This is a genomic window from Bacillus sp. FJAT-14266 (assembly GCF_001719225.1).
GTDB classification, from domain to species: domain Bacteria; phylum Bacillota; class Bacilli; order Bacillales; family Bacillaceae; genus Bacillus; species Bacillus subtilis.
Map to the genome: position 1 here is coordinate 3,188,934 of NZ_CP017072.1, position 20,141 is coordinate 3,209,074.

General features: G+C 44.9%; 19 protein-coding genes and 1 pseudogene. 6 read left to right on the forward strand and 14 right to left on the reverse strand.

Annotated elements, in window-relative coordinates; genetic code table 11:
- Positions 1 to 37: 37 nt before the first annotated feature.
- The gene (locus BGM23_RS16510) at positions 38 to 433 is read left to right on the forward strand and encodes a YhfM domain-containing protein (protein ID WP_003245187.1); all 396 of its coding nucleotides are present in this window, start codon (positions 38 to 40) and stop codon (positions 431 to 433) included.
- Between the two features lie 38 nt (positions 434 to 471).
- On the opposite strand, the gene lcfB is transcribed toward BGM23_RS16510, so the two are convergent.
- From lcfB to BGM23_RS16530, 4 genes are all read right to left on the reverse strand, one after another.
- Positions 472 to 2,013, reverse strand: coding sequence for a long-chain-fatty-acid--CoA ligase LcfB (lcfB, locus tag BGM23_RS16515; protein ID WP_029726300.1), 1,542 nt, complete (start codon positions 2,011 to 2,013; stop codon positions 472 to 474).
- Positions 2,014 to 2,130: 117 nt separating this feature from the next.
- A complete protein-coding gene (locus tag BGM23_RS16520; RefSeq protein ID WP_029726301.1) occupies positions 2,131 to 2,775 on the reverse strand; it encodes an SDR family oxidoreductase in 645 nt (214 codons plus the stop codon).
- Between the two features lie 64 nt (positions 2,776 to 2,839).
- Complete coding sequence (gene lplJ / locus BGM23_RS16525) at positions 2,840 to 3,835, reverse strand: lipoate--protein ligase (protein WP_029726302.1); 996 nt, start codon at positions 3,833 to 3,835, stop codon at positions 2,840 to 2,842.
- 12 nt (positions 3,836 to 3,847) lie between these two features.
- Entirely contained in the window at positions 3,848 to 4,582 is a 735-nt protein-coding gene (locus tag BGM23_RS16530) for an MBL fold metallo-hydrolase (RefSeq protein ID WP_029726303.1), read from the reverse strand.
- Between the two features lie 158 nt (positions 4,583 to 4,740).
- On the opposite strand from BGM23_RS16530, the gene yhfH reads away from it, so the two are divergent.
- Entirely contained in the window at positions 4,741 to 4,875 is a 135-nt protein-coding gene (yhfH, locus tag BGM23_RS16535; protein ID WP_003244802.1) for a protein YhfH, read from the forward strand.
- A 270-nt stretch (positions 4,876 to 5,145) separates the two neighbouring features.
- Positions 5,146 to 6,435 carry a glutamate/proton symporter GltT gene (gene gltT / locus BGM23_RS16540; RefSeq protein ID WP_003245579.1) on the forward strand — a complete coding sequence of 430 codons (1,290 nt, stop codon included), beginning with the start codon at positions 5,146 to 5,148 and terminating at the stop codon, positions 6,433 to 6,435.
- A gap of 36 nt (positions 6,436 to 6,471) precedes the next feature.
- Here the strand turns inward: gltT and BGM23_RS16545 are convergent, their stop codons facing one another.
- From BGM23_RS16545 to BGM23_RS16560, 4 genes are all read right to left on the reverse strand, one after another.
- Positions 6,472 to 6,879 (reverse strand): ASCH domain-containing protein, encoded by a 408-nt coding sequence (locus BGM23_RS16545; protein WP_015252434.1) that lies wholly within the window; start codon positions 6,877 to 6,879, stop codon positions 6,472 to 6,474.
- Between the two features lie 12 nt (positions 6,880 to 6,891).
- Positions 6,892 to 7,932: a M42 family metallopeptidase gene (locus tag BGM23_RS16550; protein WP_009966936.1), complete on the reverse strand. Its 1,041-nt coding sequence runs from the start codon at positions 7,930 to 7,932 to the stop codon at positions 6,892 to 6,894.
- Positions 7,933 to 8,065: 133 nt separating this feature from the next.
- Positions 8,066 to 8,230 carry a hypothetical protein gene (locus tag BGM23_RS22035; RefSeq protein WP_170295641.1) on the reverse strand — a complete coding sequence of 55 codons (165 nt, stop codon included), beginning with the start codon at positions 8,228 to 8,230 and terminating at the stop codon, positions 8,066 to 8,068.
- 114 nt (positions 8,231 to 8,344) lie between these two features.
- Complete coding sequence (locus BGM23_RS16560; protein WP_003233198.1) at positions 8,345 to 9,121, reverse strand: YhfC family intramembrane metalloprotease; 777 nt, start codon at positions 9,119 to 9,121, stop codon at positions 8,345 to 8,347.
- A gap of 126 nt (positions 9,122 to 9,247) precedes the next feature.
- Between BGM23_RS16560 and fabHB the strand changes: the two genes are divergently transcribed.
- Positions 9,248 to 10,225, forward strand: a complete 978-nt coding sequence (fabHB, locus tag BGM23_RS16565) for a beta-ketoacyl-ACP synthase III FabHB (RefSeq protein WP_029726304.1) — start codon at positions 9,248 to 9,250, stop codon at positions 10,223 to 10,225.
- Positions 10,226 to 10,266: 41 nt separating this feature from the next.
- Here fabHB and BGM23_RS16570 read toward each other — a convergent pair whose 3' ends face one another.
- The 6 genes from BGM23_RS16570 to BGM23_RS16595 all read right to left on the reverse strand — a co-directional run bounded on the left by BGM23_RS16570 (position 10,267) and on the right by BGM23_RS16595 (position 19,145).
- Entirely contained in the window at positions 10,267 to 12,594 is a 2,328-nt protein-coding gene (locus BGM23_RS16570) for a YhgE/Pip domain-containing protein (RefSeq protein WP_029726305.1), read from the reverse strand.
- Between the two features lie 70 nt (positions 12,595 to 12,664).
- The gene (locus tag BGM23_RS16575; protein WP_014479348.1) at positions 12,665 to 13,240 is read right to left on the reverse strand and encodes a TetR/AcrR family transcriptional regulator; all 576 of its coding nucleotides are present in this window, start codon (positions 13,238 to 13,240) and stop codon (positions 12,665 to 12,667) included.
- Between the two features lie 146 nt (positions 13,241 to 13,386).
- Positions 13,387 to 14,799, reverse strand: coding sequence for a protoporphyrinogen oxidase (gene hemY / locus BGM23_RS16580; protein WP_029726307.1), 1,413 nt, complete (start codon positions 14,797 to 14,799; stop codon positions 13,387 to 13,389).
- 14 nt (positions 14,800 to 14,813) lie between these two features.
- Positions 14,814 to 15,746, reverse strand: coding sequence for a ferrochelatase (hemH, locus tag BGM23_RS16585; RefSeq protein WP_014479346.1), 933 nt, complete (start codon positions 15,744 to 15,746; stop codon positions 14,814 to 14,816).
- Positions 15,747 to 15,817: 71 nt separating this feature from the next.
- Positions 15,818 to 16,879 (reverse strand): uroporphyrinogen decarboxylase, encoded by a 1,062-nt coding sequence (gene hemE, locus BGM23_RS16590; RefSeq protein ID WP_029726308.1) that lies wholly within the window; start codon positions 16,877 to 16,879, stop codon positions 15,818 to 15,820.
- Between the two features lie 121 nt (positions 16,880 to 17,000).
- Positions 17,001 to 19,145, reverse strand: coding sequence for a transglycosylase domain-containing protein (locus BGM23_RS16595; RefSeq protein WP_029726309.1), 2,145 nt, complete (start codon positions 19,143 to 19,145; stop codon positions 17,001 to 17,003).
- Positions 19,146 to 19,266: 121 nt separating this feature from the next.
- On the opposite strand from BGM23_RS16595, the gene hmoB reads away from it, so the two are divergent.
- Complete coding sequence (hmoB, locus tag BGM23_RS16600) at positions 19,267 to 19,767, forward strand: heme-degrading oxygenase HmoB (RefSeq protein WP_024572544.1); 501 nt, start codon at positions 19,267 to 19,269, stop codon at positions 19,765 to 19,767.
- Positions 19,768 to 19,811: 44 nt separating this feature from the next.
- Positions 19,812 to 20,127, forward strand: a pseudogene (locus tag BGM23_RS16605) (hypothetical protein).
- Positions 20,128 to 20,141: the final 14 nt, after the last annotated feature.

The window sequence follows — 20,141 nt, forward strand, 5'->3', positions numbered from 1 at the left end:
ATCGCTGGGAAAACTAACAATGTTTGGAGTGATGCAAATGAAAAAAATAGTGGCAGCCATCGTGGTAATCGGTCTTGTGTTTATCGCATTTTTTTATCTTTACAGCCGATCAGGCGATGTGTATCAATCGGTAGACGCGGATTTGATCACACTGTCTTCAAGCGGCCAGGAAGATATCGAGATTGAAAAAAGACAGCACGTCAAAGATATGCTGGATATTATGAATCAGGGAAAACAGGTGAAGACAGAAAAAACATCAGCCCCTGATTACGAAGGGACAATCAAGTTTCATAAAGACCGGTATGACTCATTCAGACTATGGATTGACGGCAGCCAGCAAGCCGTTTTTTTGAAGGATGGCACATACTACAAATTAAGCAAAAATGATACAAAGGCGCTGCTAAATATTATTAAAAAAGAAGCAAAGGATTGAAAATGAAAAAGCGAAGCTAACCGCTTCGCTTTTTCATTTTATTGGGGCAAAATATCTCTCAGTGCCCGTCTGAGCATTTTCCCCGTCGCATTTTTCGGAATATCGTCAAGAAACGTAATGGCGGCAGGCCGCTTGTATTTTGCCAGATGCTTTTCACAGTGCTGCATGATGTCCTCCTCTGTTACCCCAGAGCGTTTCGGCACCACATATCCCTTTACCGCTTCCCCGCTTTGGGGGTCCGGCACGCCGATGACAACCGCCTCCTTGACGTCCGGATGGCTGTACAGCACCTCCTCCACCTCCCGCGGATACACATTGTATCCTCCTACAATGATCATGTCTTTTTTCCGATCAACAATGTAAAAATAGCCGTCCTCATCCCGTCTTGCCAAGTCCCCCGTATAAAGCCACCCGTCTTTTAATGCATGCTCTGTTTCCATCGGCATTTTATAATAGCCCTTCATCACATTGGGGCCTTTCACGATCAATTCGCCGACCTGGTGAGCGGGCAGCTCACGTCCGAGCGGATCTACGACCTTGTTTTCGACATGTAAGATACTTGTCCCGATGGAGCCCGGCTTTCTGCCCCTGTCAAACGGGTTAAAGCACGTGACGGGTGATGCTTCCGAGAGCCCGTAGCCTTCCAAAATGGTAACACCGAATTTTTCTTCAAACGCCGTCAGCAACGCGACTGGCATGGCCGCGCCTCCCGAAATGCACAACCTGATCGAAGAAAAATCATCTTTCTTTCCGTTTTCATGCTGAAACAAGTAGTTATACATTGTAGGCACACCGGCAAAAATGGTCGCCTGCTGCTGCTTAACAAGCTTAAAAACAGATGCCGGACTGAATTGAGGCTCAATCAAGACAGTTGCGCCGCTCATCAGCGGTGCATTCATGCAGACGGTTAAACAAAACACGTGAAACATGGGAAGAGCGCAGACCACATTGTCCCTCTCATCCATTCCCAAATAGCCTGCAACATCGTTGGCATTGCTGTACAAATTCTGATGAGTCAGCATCGCGCCTTTCGGTTTTCCAGTCGTTCCTGACGTATATAAAATAACCGCGGTATCATCAGGGACAAGTTCTTGGTTTTGTTTAGCGGCTGATGTCGGACGCAATATTTTTGCAAACGTTGTCATTTTCATCCTGACCTCTGGGTCCGCAGCTTCCGGCTCGGCCTCCCCCGTCTGGCATAAAATGACGAGCTCAACCTTTGGCAGCGACTCATGCATGCTCTCATAAAGCGGCAAAAGCTGGCTAACGCCTACGATTGCCTTTACATCGCCATTTGTCAGCATATAACCAATTTCTGTCGGCGTGTACAACGGATTGATGGGAACAACCACGATCCCAGCTTTTAAAGCGCCAAAAAACGCGATGATAAAATCAGGCGAATTGCCAAGCAGCAAAGCTAGATGGTCCCCTTTCTCCATACCGGCTTCCTGAAGGCCGTCCGCAAATCGCTGAATATGTTCATTCAGCTCTTGATACGTCATCATGTGATCCTTAAACCTGCATGCGATGCTGTCGGGCTTCTCAGATGCTGTTTCTTCCAATTTTGAAACAAGATTCATTCTCCCACCCCTTAAAGTGAATGAATAGTCATTCATTATTGAAGCCAAGCTTTCTCCTCCATTATAGAGAAACAGAAAAAAACACTCAAGAGCAAAAAGCCCTGAGTGTCAATACTGTCATAGTTTCTTCAATGCTTCGGCAATCGGCGTATCTCCTTCTGTCAGATCAAAGGCCCGATTTTCCGTATTCTTCTCATCTAAAGAGGCAATGACCGTTTTTGCAACGTCCTCACGGGAAATAAATCCCCGCTCCAGATCCTTCGCTGCTGAAACAGTTCCCGTTCCAGGCTCATTGCGAAGGCCTCCCGGACGGATAATCGTATAGGTTAAACCGCTCGCTTCAAGAATTTTATCAGCATAATGCTTGGCCACATAATAAGGCTTGAGTGCCTCATTCCAATTTTCACGGTGATGGGCTTGCAGGGCGCTGACCATAATAAACCGTTTGATTCCGGCAATGTCCGCAGCTTCAATGGCTTTTGCCGCTCCATCGAGATCCACCAGCAGCGTTTTATCATAGCCTGTGCTGCCGCCGGAACCGGCTGTGAAAATGATCGCGTCACAACCTTTTGCCGCAGCGGCGATTTCTTCCGGGCTGCCCTCCAGATTCGCAAGCACAGCTTCTGCACCGGCAGCTTCAAGAGACGCTTTCTGTTCTTCTTTTCTGACCATCGCTCTGATGGAATGATCAGGATTATCTTGGAATAAAGAGACAAGTCTTTGCCCGATTTGTCCGTTCGCTCCGATTAAAAACACTTTCATGTGAATCCCTCCTGCCTCCATTATTTCAAAAACACAACCGCTCTTTCAAACGATGTGTTTTGCCTTAATAAATCAGATCAAGGAAATCCTCTTTCGTAATGTTCCCAAAGTAATGCTTGAGATTCACACCTTCGAGCACATCAGCGATGACGCTGCGTTCGTATTGTTTTCCGGCCAGCAGGTTTTCAATTTCAGATACATCACCGACACCGAAGAAATCTCCGAAGATTTTGCAGTCCTCGATTTTGCCTTTCTTGACCTCTAGGCGCAAATCGATCGATCCAACCGGATAACGTTTCGAATGATTAAGGTTAAATTTCGGCGAGCGGCCGTAGTTCCAATCCCAATTCTGATAGCGCTCTTTCGAAATTTGATGAATGGTCTCCCAATCTTTTTCCGTCAGCTTATACTCCGGCACGTTTCCAATGTCGTTTGTGTTAAAAATATGGCGAAGCAAATGGCTGCGGAATTCTTCGGTGGTCATTTTATCATCGAGAAACTCACTGATGTTTGCTACTCGGCTTCTGATCGATTTGATGCCTTTTGATTCAATTTTATCCTTTTTCACCTTTAATGCTGATACAACATGATCAATGGCTGAATCAAACATGAGGGTGCCGTGGCTGAAAATACGGCCTTTCGTTGCAAACTGAGCGTTTCCGGATATTTTCCGGCCATCCACTACAATGTCGTTCCGGCCGCTTAATTCAGCTTCAACCCCAAGCTGATGTAACGCCTGAATCACCGGCTCAGTGAATTTTTTAAAGTTATGAAAGCTGTCCCCGTCATCCTTGGTAATAAAGCTGAAGTTCAAGTTCCCCAGATCATGGTACACAGCTCCCCCGCCTGATAAACGGCGGACGACGATAATCCCGTTTTCCTCTACATATTTTGTATTGATTTCTTCTATTGTATTTTGGTTTTTCCCAATGATAATAGACGGTTGATTCACATAAAAGAGCAAATATTGCTGTTCAGGGTCTAAATGCTTTACACAGTACTCCTCGATAGCAAGATTGATCCGCGGATCATTGATATTTTGATTGTCTATAAATAACATGGTGCTCCTCCTTTATCCTTCCCACACAAAACCTGATTTCGCAATATTCACTTCTCCGCTAAAAACGGTTTTCGCTTCTTTGCGAAGATTGTCATGCACGCCAAAATGCGGCAAATGGGTCAGCAGCAGTTCTCCCGCTCCCGCTTCTTTTGCAATGCGCCCGGCTTCCAGGCTGTTCATATGGCCTGCACTTGTTCCGTCTTGATCGGCATAAAAATTGCATTCTGAGATCAATAAATCAGCATCTTTCGAAAACGGTATAAATGAATCCTGATAGCTGGAATCAGCAGTATAAACGACAGTGTGGCTGCCGTCAGTAATCCGCATGGCATAGCACGTCACCGGGTGAATCGTTTTTAAAAAGGTGATCGTAAACGGACCGGCAGTCAACGGCTGATCCGGCTGATAGGCGATCCCTTTTGTATGTGTTTTATATGTAAGCTTTTGAAACTGTTCTATATCAGCATCATGTCCGTAAATCGGAAGCGTATGCTCTCCTTTACCGAGAAACGAACCGACTTGCTTGGCAAATTGCAGCGGCCCGATATCAGCGATATGGTCATGGTGATAATGAGACAGAACGACCGCATCCAGCTTTTCCGCCGGCACATATCCGAACAGCTTAGATAAAACGGCACTGCCGCAATCAACAAGCAGAGAGTAATCACCTGACTGAAACAAATAGCCTGACGTCGCTTCATTTGCGGCCGGAAAACCGCCATAGCATCCGATAACTGTAACTTTCATAATGTCCTCCTATCTTTTCAAAAAAAATTGATCCTCCTTCAATATACCCATTTTTCTTGAAAAAAGCATGTTTTAAACATTGTATCAAAACAGTTATTGATTTTTGTGATCTGTTATATTACAATGAAATCACTACAAAGGGGAAAGAGGGATTGGTTATGCTGGGGAAAATCACAGAATTTTTTAGAAACCTGCCTTCGAAAAAGTGTGCGGAATGCGGAAAAAAGATAGAAGAGCAGCATGAGTGTTATGGTAATATCTGCAATGACTGTATAAAAGTAAACGATTTGTAATGAGCGAAAATCCCGCGCCTTACGCGTGGGATTTTCTTATTTTTTCACATATCTCTTAATTTTGAAATAATAGTCAGGTTAGGTCAAAGCTCACCTGTTTTTAGATAATTCTGGTGATTATCATAATGTCATTGAATATTCTTTATTTTCGAAATATAATTTACTATAGACGAATTGATTTCTTATCTATTATAATTTGATCTAATAGTGAGATTAAATATATGTCTATTCATGATATATGTTGATACTTTGTTTTTTGGGAGGTAATCTATGAAAAGAATTAAGTTTGGATTAGCCACACAAATATTCGTTGGACTTATTCTAGGTGTCATTGTTGGCGTCATTTGGTATGGCAACCCAGCATTGCCTACTTACCTGCAGCCAATCGGGGATCTCTTTTTACGCTTAATCAAAATGATAGTGATTCCTATTGTTGTCTCCAGCTTAATCATCGGTGTAGCCGGTGCAGGAAATGGAAAGCAAGTCGGTAAATTAGGCTTCAGAACGATTCTGTACTTCGAGATCATCACGACTTTTGCCATTATTCTCGGACTAGCCCTTGCAAACATCTTCCATCCGGGTACAGGAGTTAATATACACGAAGCTCAAAAATCGGACATCAGTCAATATGTTGAAACTGAAAAAGAACAAAGTAATAAATCAGTGGCAGAAACGTTCCTCCATATTGTGCCGACAAACTTCTTCCAGTCATTGGTCGAAGGGGATCTTCTAGCCATCATTTGCTTTACAGTACTATTTGCATTGGGTATTTCCGCAATCGGTGAAAGAGGCAAGCCTGTATTAGCCTTTTTTGAAGGTGTATCCCATGCCATGTTCCACGTTGTAAACCTTGTGATGAAAGTGGCGCCATTCGGCGTTTTCGCTCTTATCGGAGTGACTGTGTCTAAATTCGGACTCGGTTCTCTTATCTCTCTCGGAAAGCTCGTCGGATTGGTTTATGTCGCGCTTGCTTTCTTCTTAATTGTTATTTTCGGGATTGTCGCAAAAATTGCCGGCATCAGCATCTTCAAGTTCCTTGCTTACATGAAGGACGAAATCTTACTGGCGTTCAGTACGTCCAGCTCTGAAACGGTTCTTCCGCGCATCATGGAAAAAATGGAGAAAATCGGATGTCCGAAAGGCATTGTTTCATTTGTCATTCCGATCGGTTACACGTTTAACTTAGACGGTTCCGTTCTCTATCAATCGATTGCCGCACTCTTTTTAGCACAGGTATATGGCATTGATTTGACGATTTGGCACCAGATTACGCTTGTGCTCGTCTTAATGGTGACATCTAAAGGGATGGCTGCCGTGCCTGGTACTTCTTTTGTTGTCTTGCTTGCAACGCTTGGCACCATCGGCGTTCCGGCTGAAGGACTTGCCTTTATTGCCGGCGTAGACCGCATCATGGATATGGCACGAACAGTTGTCAACCTGACTGGTAACGCGCTTGCTGCCGTTGTGATGTCTAAATGGGAAGGCATGTTTAATCCTGCGAAAGCAGAAACTGTTATGTCCCAATCGAAAACAGAACAAAACGCAACCATTTCTGGTTAATGAAAAGCCTGCGGGGTTCTTGCCCCGCAGGCTTTTTTAATCTTTAACAAGCACAAACAGCTCTGTAATCAAAACAGTATCCTCATTCAGCTCCAGTTCACCGCTTTTGATCAGTTCCGCCCATGCCATCCGATGATCCTCTTGAAACTCCTCAATTCGGTCTCCATTGCCCTCTCCTTTGACTAACCTCATATCAGGCGCACCAAAGATGGTTTCAAAGACATCTGTTACTTTTATATTGCATCTTGGATTGTCATGTTTATCATAAACGGTAACAAGCTGACCCGCTGTTTGATAAACGTCCCTCAATTCATCTTTTGAATACAATGATTTCGGCGCGCACGTGGCGGTTTTTTCTCCGGCAAGGATCTGCTGAATCAGCTGTTCTCCCAACCCGTCATCACCTTCCCAGCCGAATGTGCTTTTCAGCTTATAAATCTTCATTGGTCCTCCCCCTTATACCATTGGTGACTGTACATAGTAATACAGAAGCTTAGCGGTATGGCGAAGAGATGATTTATGGGTGCGTTCAAATGCATGGGAAGCGTCAATTCCCGGCCCTATGAGGCCATGCACAATATCATGCCCGGATTTGATCGCTGCTGACGCATCAGACCCGTAGTACGGATAGATATCAAGCTTATAGTCAATATGATGCTTCTCGGCTAATTGAACTAAATGCTTTCTGAGCTGATAATGATACGGCCCGCTCGCATCCTTCACACAGATTGATACTGAATATTCATCTGTCGCCTGCCCGTCACCAATAGCGCCCATATCAACCGCCAAATATTCAACTGTTTCAGGAGGAATATTCGAATTCCCGCCGTAACCGATTTCTTCATTATTGGAAATAAGAAAATGGGTTGTATACGGCAGCTCAATGTCTTCTGTTTGAATTTCATGAATTAAGCGGAGCAATAAGGCGACGCTTGCTTTGTCATCCAAATGGCGCGATTTAATAAATCCGCTTGATGTGATCTCGACACGTGGATCAAACGACACAAAGTCTCCGACGCCAATGCCAAGCTCCTCCGTATCTTTCCGGCAGTGAACAGGTTCATCTAGGCGGATCTCCATATTCTCTTGATTCCGCTCAGCCTTTCCCGCGTCTTTGTATACGTGCACAGACGTTTGATGCATTAAGATTGTGCCTGTGTACATTTTTCCCGAGGCGGTTTCAATTTGGCAATACTCCCCCTCAATCGAGTTGTAGCGGAACCCGCCGATTAAGTCGATTTTCAGCCGGCCGTCCGCTTTAATTTCCTTCACCATAGCGCCGAGGGTGTCAACGTGCGCTGTCAGCATGCGATGCCGGGATGTGTCGCGTCCTGGAAGCGTTGCAATTAAGCCGCCCTTGTGGTTCCGAACCGTTTCTACCTTCCATTCTTTTAAAAGGCTTTCAATATAATTGATCACCTCATATGTATTTCCTGTCGGGCTTGGGATCGATACAAGTTCTTTAATGAGCTCCATCGTTTTACGTACGGACGTCATAGGGCATTCCTCCTTTTATTTTCTACTTAAAATATACTCTTTTCCCGAGGGACCCGTCCAATCTTTTCCTATCAATCTCTCATATGCTGTAGAGAGCATGGGAAGAGGAGGGATTTCTATGTGCTGTCGTCATTCACATGAACAGAAATGTCGTTGTCACGATTGGTTCGATGATTTTTGGTTCTTTGACGAGTGGTTCGATAAAGATTTCCACGACCATTGCAAGAAAAAGAAAGAATGCCATGACCCTTGCGAGAAGAAGAAAAAGAAACACCATTGTTTCTCTTGTAAAAAACACAGACATTCTTGCTGTCATTGCTAAAGACTGAATCAGAAATATTCTGATGACCCATGCTTAATGAATATTTCCATTCACATTTTTCCAAGCGGGCATTGCTGCTGCTTGGACCTTTTATTGAAACACCCTTTTTGCTTTTACAATCCAATAAACTGATAAAGCCGCTATAAGAGCAACAATGATTTCAACAGCTGCAGCATGCTCTATGATTCCTCTTTGATATAAAACCGCCGGGACATTAAACAGTGCATGTAAAAGAATAGAATACAGCAAAAACAGCGGCCGGCGGTTTTTAACCGCGTACAAAACAAGCAGAGACAGACCAATCTGGACGGCAATGGCACTGATTCTTTCTATTCCGCCCAGCATCCATTCATACGAAGGAGTATGCAGCAGCTGCTCCTGTATCGGCAAAAGCGCCTGTTTGACGTCGCCATTGACCAAAAGCTGTTCAAACGTCCCGCTATTGATTGCAAATGCGTATACAATAAGTGAGATAGAGGACAAGCCTGTAATCAGGATGGCTTCAAGCCCGCCATGGCCTGCCCCGAAAGCCAGACCATCTGCCCAAGTATGATGGCGCTTCATAAAAAATCGCATCATCAAATACCTTCCGCACTCCTCAAAAATGCCGGCCATCAAGCAGCCGTAAATGCCATACCATAATGGATGCTGCATCGCTTCTTTCGTCATTTCATTCACTTGCAGTACATAAACATGAACGCCGCCTTCCAGCAGCTGAGCGAAGACAAAAAACGTGAGAGCGCCAATAAAAAACACTTTAAGCGAGGCACCATACTTTCGCTTAAACCATACAATCAGCCCGATTGGCAACAGAAACGCAATAGCCCCGGATAATGCCAAAAAGACTACTGCTTCTTGACTGACCATTTTTCAGCCTCCTTTTTCTTTTTCATAGATTCCTATCTACACTTCTCTTTTTTTGTAAAAAAACCTTCTTTTTAGTACCAGATACTAATATCTAGTGTTATAATCTGACCATAAGGAGTGATTCATATGTCAAAAGCAAAAATTACAGCTATCGGCACCTATGCGCCGAGCAGACGTTTAACCAATGCAGATTTAGAAAAGATCGTTGATACCTCTGATGAATGGATCGTTCAGCGCACAGGAATGAGAGAACGCCGGATTGCGGATGAACATCAATTTACCTCTGATTTATGCATAGAAGCGGTGAAGAATCTCAAGAGCCGTTATAAAGGAACACTTGATGATGTCGATATGATCCTCGTTGCCACAACCACATCCGATTACGCCTTTCCGAGTACAGCATGCCGCATACAGGAATATTTCGGCTGGGAAAGCACCGGCGCGCTGGATATTAATGCGACATGCGCCGGGCTGACTTACGGCCTCCATTTGGCAAATGGATTGATCACATCTGGCCTTCATCAAAAAATTCTCGTCATCGCCGGAGAGACGTTATCAAAGGTAACGGATTATACCGATCGAACGACATGCGTTCTGTTCGGCGATGCCGCGGGTGCGCTGTTAGTGGAACGAGATGAAGAGACGCCGGGATTTCTTGCGTCTGTACAAGGAACAAGCGGGAACAGCGGCGATATTTTGTATCGTGCCGGACTGCGAAATGAAATAAACGGTGTGCAGCTTGTCGGTTCTGGAAAAATGGTGCAAAACGGACGCGAGGTATATAAATGGGCCGCAAGAACCGTCCCTGGCGAATTTGAACGGCTTTTACATAAAGCAGGACTCAGCTCCGATGATCTCGATTGGTTTGTTCCTCACAGCGCCAACTTGCGCATGATCGAGTCAATTTGTGAAAAAACACTGTTCCCGATTGAAAAAACGCTCACTAGTGTTGAGCACTACGGAAACACGTCTTCGGTTTCAATTGTTTTGGCGCTCGATCTCGCAGTGAAAGCCGGGAAGCTGCAAAAAGATCAAATCGTTTTGCTTTTCGGGTTTGGCGGCGGATTAACCTATACAGGATTGATAATTAAATGGGGAATGTAACAAAAAAAGAACTTGTTTCCAAGGAAACAAGTTCTTTTTCTTTATGAAGCCGGCTGTTCTTCTGATGTTTCTTCCTTTCGGCTTAACATTGTAAAGTAAGTAATGCTTAGTGCAATCATGACGAGGGCGATGCCGATTAAGACGCCGGCCATCTGCCACATGTAGCCAAAGTCACCGTTTGAAATGACCGCTCTGAATCCGTTAATGCTGTAGGTCATCGGCAATGCGCCATGGATGACCTGATAGAAATTCGGGAGCAATTCAAGCGGGAAGGTTCCTCCGCTCGCTCCCAGCTGCAGCACTAAAATAATGACTGCGATAAATCGCCCCGGGTTGCCCATCGTTGTAGCCAAAAATTGAATTATCGCCAGGAAAGCGAGACTCGTAATGATCGTAAACACGTAAAATCTCCACGTGCTCTCTACCTCGAGACCAATTCCCAATAGAAGAACCGTCGCCACAATCAATGATTGAATGATTCCTACAAGCATCATGACATTGAATTTGCTAAAGAACCACTCAAAACCGTTTCTCGGACGTCCTGACGCTTCCTTCAGCGGGAAGACAACCGTCAGCATGATGCCGCCGACATACAAGCCCATTGACAGGATATAAGGTGTCAGCCCTGTTCCATAGTTAGGAACGGAATGAATGGCATCATCTTTGGTTTTAACCGGATCCGCAAACATGCCGTATGTTTGATCATCAGCATCGATATCTCCTGTTTGGTCAGCCGCATCCTTCAGCTTACTAGACAGCTCTCCTGTGCCGTCCAATAGCTTGCCTAAACCTGTATCAAGTGATGCAGATCCGTCTGCAAGTTTTGATGATCCGCTTTGGACCTGTTTAGACCCGTCTAACAGCTTAAACAATCCGCCGGATACTTGGCTGCTTCCTGTCACCAATTGCTCTGAGCCCGCTTTTGCTTTTGCGAACTGCTTATTATATTCACCGATGCCCGCTGTCAGTTTAGTTTGGCCATCTGTCAGCTTCTGAGAACCATTGTATATCTTATCAGCTCCCTCAGTTAATCTGTCAATCGCATCTTGGATTGTTTTTGCGCCGTTATAAAGCTTAGATGTAGCTTCCGGCATGGCTTTCACCTGCGCCACCTGCGCTTTCACGTCTTCAAGAGAGCTTTTTATCGTTGCGATGTCAGGCAGCTGATCAGCTGTAGGTAGCTGGCTTAATATTTGATCAAAATCAGGCGCATCAACTTTCGGAAGCTGCTTTTCAACAGAATTGATCAACTGGCTTTTTTGCTCCGCTGTTAAGAAGTCACTCGAATTGATGACATTTTTAAATGCCTGATCACGGTTTTTCAAACTGTTTTCAAAGTCAGTCAGCTGTTTTTTAAATTCCTTCATCGCAGTTTCTGACTTTTCCAGATTGTTTACAGCAGTTTCAAGCTTCGTTAAATCGAGCGCATTAATGATCTTTTCCGCTTTTGCCGCTTTCTCAGAACCTTCTTGGACTTTACTGTTGAGCTGATCCAACCCGTTAGTAAGATTAGGCGTACCCTTCTGCACATTTTGAAGTCCGGCAAGAAGTTCATTCATCTTGCTTGTCAGCTCGCCTGATCCTGCTGCAAGTTGACTAGATTTATCATAAATCTGGTTGCTGCTGTCCTGGAATTTACCGAGCGAGCTGTCAAGTGATTGGATGCCGCTCGTCACCTGAGCCGCTCCATCTGCAAGCTGCGCTGTTTTGTCACTGATGGTAGCGGTGCTTTCCTTCAGCTTCGCCAGATTTTCTTTCAGCTGTGCGCTTCCGTTTTTCGCATCCTTTGTGCCGTCATCAATTTTTTTCGCGCCGCTGCTCGCGTCGCTCAAACCTTTTGCGATATCTTTAAAGTTATCAAAAATAACTTTCGTATATTGCTCGGTCACTTCTTTTGAAACAGAGGCTTTCAGTTTATCAATCGCTTTTTCGCCGATCGTTGCCCCTACATAGTTAGAACCTGCATTTGTGTGGTATTTCAGATCCAATTTTTTCGGATTTTTGTCTAATACAGTGCTGGCATTCTTAGAAAAATCCTCAGGAATCTCGACAACTAAATAATATTTTTGATTCAATAAGTCCTTTAACGATTGGTCGAGATCATTGGAAAAATGCCAATCAAAGTTGTTATTATCCTTTAATTCTTTGACCAGATCATCACCAATTTGAAGTTTTTCTCCTTCATACGTTGCTCCCTTGTCTTGGTTGACGACAACGACAGGCAGCTGGTCAACTGTGCCGTACGGGTCCCAATAAGCCTTTAAGAATACGCCGCTGTAAATAAGCGGGACAAACAAAATGGCGATGATGGGAATCAATAATTTTTTACTTGTTACGATGTCTTTCCACTGACTTCGTATTGTGTTCATCCTGATGCCTCCATTCTAAAACTGACTCATCATGAAAAATGGTCATTTTCTTGCAAAGAGAAAGGATTATCTAGTTCGCTGACAATCCTTTGACAACATACAATTCAAGCAGTCCCGCAATTGTCTCTTTATCAAGCGGGGGGTGTTGTTTTTCCCAGTCAAAAATGAGCGCGATATAAAGCTTCAGCATCACAAAGGCTGTCAGTTCAGGGTCGCACGGCTTGATTGCGCCGCTTTTGATCCCGTCTTCAATCTTACTTTTGATATAAGACAGTATGGCTCGCTCCATTTTCTGGATCACTTCCTGAACAGCCATTGTACCAATCTCGGCATTCTCTTGGAAAATTTTAATCGTCAGCTGATGTGTTTTCCTGAACTCCAGAATGGCAAACAGCGCTCTGTGCACATTTTCATGGAACGGAAGGTTCGGCTCCATCGCTTCATCCGCTTTTTGCTTCATTTCCTTTAATAAAGTAGTGAAAATCTCGTCAAACAGCTCTTCTTTGTTTTTGAAAAAAGTATAAATGGTTCCCTTCCCCACGTTCGCAAGTTTTGCGACAAGATCCATTGTCGTCGCTTTATACCCGAACTGCGTGAAAGACTTTGTAGCCGCCTCCAAAATGAGCTTTTTTCGATCTATTGACATTGTATTCACCTCGAAACTGACCGTTTGAACATTTTAGTCATTAAGTACATATGCAAATGTATCATAACCTGCCGTTCAATTCAATCATTTTTTTACACAATATTGCCATTGAACATCAAAAAAACCTCCGCGATAAAGCGGAGGTTTTAGCTGAATAAATAGGTAAGCGCGTCAGACACGGCAGCTTTTCCTTGATCAATGCAGTCGGGAATGCCGACACCTTCAAAAGAAGCGCCTGTCATATAAACACCCGGATACGCAGATGCAAGTGCTTCACGCAGCTCCTTGATACGCTGCTTATGGCCGACATGGTACTGCGGCATGCTTTCATGCCATCGGGTGACACATGTCATTTCCGGCTCGCCGTTTATGTTCATGACTTTCTTTAAGTCTTCTAACACAATGTTGATAATGTCATTATCTGATAGATCGACAATGGATTCGTCTCCGGCTTTTCCGACATATGCCCGAAGCAGCGTTTTGCCTTCCGGCGCTGCGTGCGGCCATTTTTTATTCGTCCACGTACAGGCTGTGATCGCAAAGTCACTGTTTCTTGAAATGACAAAACCCGTGCCCTCATGCTCCATTTGGACGGAGCCTTCAGGGAAACCTAAAGCGACGTTTGCCACGGATGTGGAGTGCATATTTTTCAAATGAGAAATGGCAGGAAGCTCAGAAAGCATTCCCGCAGCCGCTTTATGCGGAGCAGTCACAATTACTGAATCAGCATCAAGTGTGACGCCGTTATCCAGTTCGAGCGAATAGCCAGAGCCGCTATGGCTGAGTTTGGTCACTTTTGTGCCTTTATACACCTTCGTCAGCTTTAACTGCTTTTCGATCTCTTCTACAAGGGTTTGCAAACCGGTTGACAGAGTCTGGAACTGCCCTTGTTTTTTTGCCGTCAGCTGCTGGCCTGAGCCTTGAGGCCTTGTTTTTTTCATGCCGAGAATCAGGCTTCTATGCTTTTGTTCCGTCTGGTAAAATTGCGGAAATGTCGACATCAGGCTGAGCTTGTCAATGTCGCCTGCGTAGATCCCTGATAGTAGCGGCTCGATTAAGTTCTCGACCACTTCATCTCCGACACGTCTGCGGAAGAATTCTCCCAATGACTGATCATCCTTTGTTTTGCTTGCAGGCAGGATGAAATCCATAGCAGCTCTCGCCTTCCCGGACAAGGAAAACAGACCCGTAGAAACAAACGGCGCAATTTTTGTCGGTATCCCCATTACGGAGCCCTTCGGCATTGGATGCAGGGTGCGGTTTACAAGCACATAGGATTGTCCGGTCGCATTGTTGACAAGCAAATGCTCAAGACCTAAGTCTTTAACAAGCTGCGGGGCGCTTTTCTTTCGTTCCAGAAATGAGTCTGGCCCTCTTTCGATGATATAGCCGTCTTTCTTGACAGTCTGGATTTTCCCGCCGACTCTCGGACTTGCCTCAACAAGTGTCAGCTCAAGCGGCAGATTCTTTTCTTTGATTTCTTTTTCCATATAGAAGGCGGCGGCTAAACCGGTAATGCCGCCGCCGATGATGACTACATGTTTTTTGCCGTCACTCATGTTCATCGCCTTCTTTAACGTCCTAATTTTTTTAATACGACTGTTGCCAAAGCATCAATAAATTCAGGCTTGGCATTTGGCATTTCCGGCCGGTAATAGCTTGCGCCGATATCGTCAGTAACCACTTTGCATTCATAATCATTATCATAAAGCACTTCTAAGTGATCCGCGACAAATCCAACAGGAACATATACAAATGCTTGATAGCCTTTTTGTTCGAATAAATCACGTGTTAAATCCTGAACATCGGGTCCGAGCCAAGGATCAGGCGTGTTCCCTTCACTTTGCCAGCCGACAGCATATTCGGAAACGCCTGCGCCTTCAGCAATCAATTTCGCCGATTCATGCAGCTGGTCCGGGTACGGGTCTCCAAATTCTTTGATTTTTTCCGGCAGGCTGTGTGCGGATACGATGAGCATTGCGTTTTCTCTTTCATCCTCAGGCATTGACGCATATGTTTCCTTTACTCGGTCAACCCAATATTTCACGAACTTCGGTTCATCGTACCAGCTTTCAACTGACGTAATCGTTAAGCCGCCGAGTTTTTCAGCCTCTTCTTTGGCACGTTTGTTGTAGGACTGAACGCTGAACGTGGAGAAATGCGGCGCCAGCACGATGCTGACTGCTTCTGTAATGCCATCCTTATGCATCTCTGCTACGGCGTCTTCAATAAACGGCTCGATATGCTTCAGTCCGATATACGCTTTAAACGTAATCTCATCCTGAATTTCATTCAAGTGCTGTTCCAGATTATGCGCCTGCTCTTCTGTGATTTTGGCAAGCGGTGAAATGCCGCCAATCGCTTCGTATCTGTCTTTCAAATCTTGAAGCATTTCAGGCTCAGGCTTTCTGCCTCTTCTGATATGTGTATAATAACGTTCAATATCTTCTTCCTTATAAGGCGTGCCGTACGCCATCACGAGAAGCCCCATTTTCTTTCTACTCACTGTTTACACCCTCTTTAATGATCTGATACAAACATTTTGACAGGATATCATTAAGATACCAAAAGATATGCTTAGGAATATTGACCCATTTTTTTGTTTTGTGAATATTCATGGACAAATGCTGTCAGTTTTTTCAAAACCTCGGGACTGACATCAGGAAATACCCCATGGCCAAGATTGAAAATGAAGCCGTCTGATTTCATACCTTGATTAAGTATTTCCTTCGTTTTCTGCTCAATGACTTCCCATGGCGCAAGCAAAATGGACGGGTCCAGGTTGCCCTGCACTGTTTTAGTAATTCCTTTTGATCTGGCTTCATCAATGCCGAGTCTCCAGTCAAGCCCGACAACATCGAGAGGAAGGTCATGCCAATCACCTGCAAGATGGCTTGCGCCAACGCCAAACATGATCAGCGGCACATTCTCCTTTGCGAGCTCTGAAAAAATCCGGTTCATTACGGGTTTGATGTATGTTCTGTAATCTGCCTGATTCAATGCGCCGACCCACGAATCAAAGATTTGAATCGCTTTTGCGCCTGCCTTAATCTGCGCTTTCACGTACACGATGATCATGTCGGCAAGCTTGGACATCAGCAGATTCCATGCATCTGGCATGCTGTACATGAAGGCTTTTGTTTTATTGTAGTTTTTCGACGGGCCGCCTTCGATCATATAGCTTGCAAGCGTAAAAGGCGCACCTGAGAAACCGATGAGCGGGACGTTCAGCTGCTCATTGACAAGCAGTTTAATTGTCTCAAGCACGTACGGCACGTCCTGTTCCGGATCAATTTGGCCGAGTTTTTCAATGTCCGCCAGAGACCGGATTGGCTGATCAATCACAGGACCGATCCCGTTTTTGATTTCAACATCCACACCGATTGACGGCAGCGGCGTCATGATATCTTTATAAAGGATTGCAGCATCGACTCCGTATTGCTCAACCGGCAGTCTTGTGACATACGCACAAAGTTCGGGCTGATGTGTGATCTCAAACAATCCGTACTTTTCCTTCAGCTTGCGGTATTCCGGCTGTGAGCGCCCTGCTTGCCTCATATACCACACAGGCGTGTGATCCGCTTTTTCTCCCCGCGCAGCTTTTAAAAACGTCTCGTTAAACGTTTCTCGTTTACTCATCTGATTTCCACCTTTCATACGGCAACCATACGTTCGTATTTCTTGACTTATTACACTATACCTTGTTTTAGGCAAATGGTATAGAAATGTAGCTCAAAGTTCAAAAAATCGCCGAATTCCATTAAGAGGAAAACAATTTTGGCTGAACGTAATCGGTTCCTTCCCCTTCTCTTTTTGTCTGTGTATTATAAGGCACAATTTTATAAGACGCGCCCGAAAATAAGTTGGCATAAGGAATTTCATAGCTTCCCTTCCCTTCAACCGAATCAAGAAGCGTCTCCTCGCCGTCCTTGTTTACATAAATTCTGTATACGGCCCGATCATCCTCTTGAGCGTCCCACTTTAATTCAATAGTAAAGAGTCCCGCTGCTTTAAATGTGTAATCGGCTGTGAGTGTTTTGACCGGCTTCAGCTCAATCGGGCTTTCCAGGTCTTTAACGTTTTTAGGCTTTGTGAACACATGACCGGTTTCTCCTGCCTGTGTCAAAATATCCTTAAACAGCCGCGTCGGGTATGAGCTCCCGGCTTTCAAATAATGGTTTTGATCCGTTTTGTCATAGCCCATCCAGACTGCCCCGGTTATTTTCGGCGTATAGCCTGCAAACCAGGCGTCCTTTGTCGCACCGGAGACGCCTGTATAAGATGTAGAACCTGTTTTTCCCGCCAGGTCGCCGTGATAGGTGCCGGACGTGGCCGTTCCCTTTTTGACTACCTGCTGCAGCATTCTCGTCATATTCCAAGACGTCTGCTTGTTGAAAACCCGCTTTCCTTCTTCTTTATGATCGGCTATTGTTTCTCCGTCTTCATCTATTATGCTCGAGATAAAGAAGGGTTCAGTATACGTTCCATTCGCGGCAAATGTATGAAACGCGCCGGCAAGCTGGAGCGGCGAAACGCCTTTTTCCAAGCCTCCTAGAGCGAGAGCAAGGCCTTCATCAGGGATATCAATGCCGTTTGCTTTCAAATAAGATTTTCCTGTTTCGACGCCGATCTCATTCAGCGTCCAGACAGCCGGCGCGTTTTTGCTATACGTAATGGCGTCAGACATAGTGACTTCGCCCTCATACCGGCTGTCGTAGTTTTTCGGCGTATAATCTCCGTAGGACTGCAACTCATCCTTCAATAGAGAATATGGCTTAAATTTCTTTTCCTGCATCGCCGGTCCGTATACAGCAAGCGGCTTAAATGTGGAACCCGGCTGGCGGACAGCTGTGACACGGTTATATCCTTTGGATGTGTAATCCCTTCCGCCGATGGCCGCTTCTACACCGCCTGTCTTGTTATTAATAAATACCGCGCTTCCCTCGGCATTCTGATCTGTTCCGGGATAATAGCTTCCCTCTTTCATCACCTGGTAAGCCGTCTTCTGCAGCTTCGAATCGAGCGGCACCTTGATCGTGTATCCGCCTTGAAGAAGCTGCTCTCCGGAAATGGAATACTTGTCTTCCGCCTCTTTGATCACAAGGTCAATGTAGCTGTCAAACCAAGGTGTTTCCGACTGTTTCTTCACATGCAGTCCAAGCGTCCGGCCCTGCGCGGTGACAGCCTCTTTCGCACTAATATAGCCTTGGTCATTCATCATGCCTAGAATTGTATCACGCCGCTCCTTATTTTTATCAGGGTGCAAAATCGGAGAGTACGTAGAAGGCGCCTTCGGAATAGCGGCCAAAACAGCGCCTTCAGATAAAGTCAAATCTTTTACTTCTTTATTAAAATAATAGTGGGACGCCGCTTGTATGCCGTAGACCCCGTGTCCGAAGTAAAGCTGGTTTAAATACATTTCCAGCAGCTTGTCCTTGCTGTAATCCCGTTCAAGATTAATCGCAATGATCACTTCTTTTGTTTTTCTTAGAAACGTTTTGTCATGTGTCAGAAAAATATTTTTGGCAAGCTGCTGGGTGATCGTGCTTCCGCCTTCCACCTTTCCGCCTGCTAATATATCGCGATACACTGCCCTTCCGACAGATTTTGCATCAATGCCGTGATGCTCATAGAACCTTTTATCCTCAACAGCGATAAACGCTTCTCTGACCTGCTTTGGAATCTCATTGATCGAGACCGGTTCGCGATTTTCTGTATACAGGCTTGCAACCTCATCTCCGTTTTGATCAACAATTTTTGAAGAAGCATGAAGTATCAGCTTCTTTTCATCTATGACATAATGGCCGAGAAAAATAATTGAAATATATCCTATTAAAGCGAGAAAAGCAGTTAACACTAAAATAATGATAGGTATAAAAAGTTTCTTTTTCTTTATCTTAAACATGAACTCACCTCGCCTTTCTAAAGGTAGTATGGGAAAAATTGTTTGGAATTATGTTCGAAGCACTCGCCAATAGAAACTTATACCATTGTTTTGATATACTAGCAAGCAGGAGGTGGCTGATATGAAGGTTTATATTACATATGGGACAGCCGATTTTTTAAAAACGATCGTAGAGAAGCATCCCTCAGAAAATATCCTTTTGATGCAGGGGCAGGAAAACGCCATTTTGATTCATGAAACAAACGGAGATACCGTTTTCCAGGCACCACACGCTTATGAAGTCATTGACCAAGTCGGAGAGATCAAACATCCCGGTTTTGCAGTATTGAACAATATTGCCGTCACTCAGGAAGGGCGTCCGCTGTTTGAAAACAGATTTAAAAACAGAGCGGGAAAAGTCGAAAACGAGCCTGGCTTTGAAGCAATTCGAGTGCTCCGTCCGCTTGACAGTGACACCTATGTCATTCTGACCTTGTGGGAAACGGAAAGCGCCTTTCAAGACTGGCAGCAGTCCGGTTCTTACAAAGAAGCCCACAAAAAACGCGATACATCTGCCGGAATTGACACAACGTCGATCTTCTCCCGGCCTTCCTATGTCACCACATATTTCGCTGTCGAATAGCTGCCGGCATGTCCGGCAGCTTATTTTATTGGGAGGAAAGCAAAATGAAGCATACTTGCCCAGTCTGCGGGTTTAAGGGATTGGCTGAACCGCCATATGATCATGAAGGCAATCATTCTCATGAAATCTGCCCGTGCTGCGGTTTTCAGTTCGGATTTGATGATTACGAGATGCAGCACGAGGATAACTCATATAGAGCCATCGGAAAGCATCATCGCCTATAGAAAAAACTGGCTTGCTGAAGGGTGCGTCATTTTTTCTCCTGAATGCTTCCCAAAACATCTGCAAAAAGCGAATAGAGGATTAAGGCATCATCTGATTGAGCAGCTGAAACAGATCAATGTTCATCTTCCATCATAACCCTCCCCTCTGTC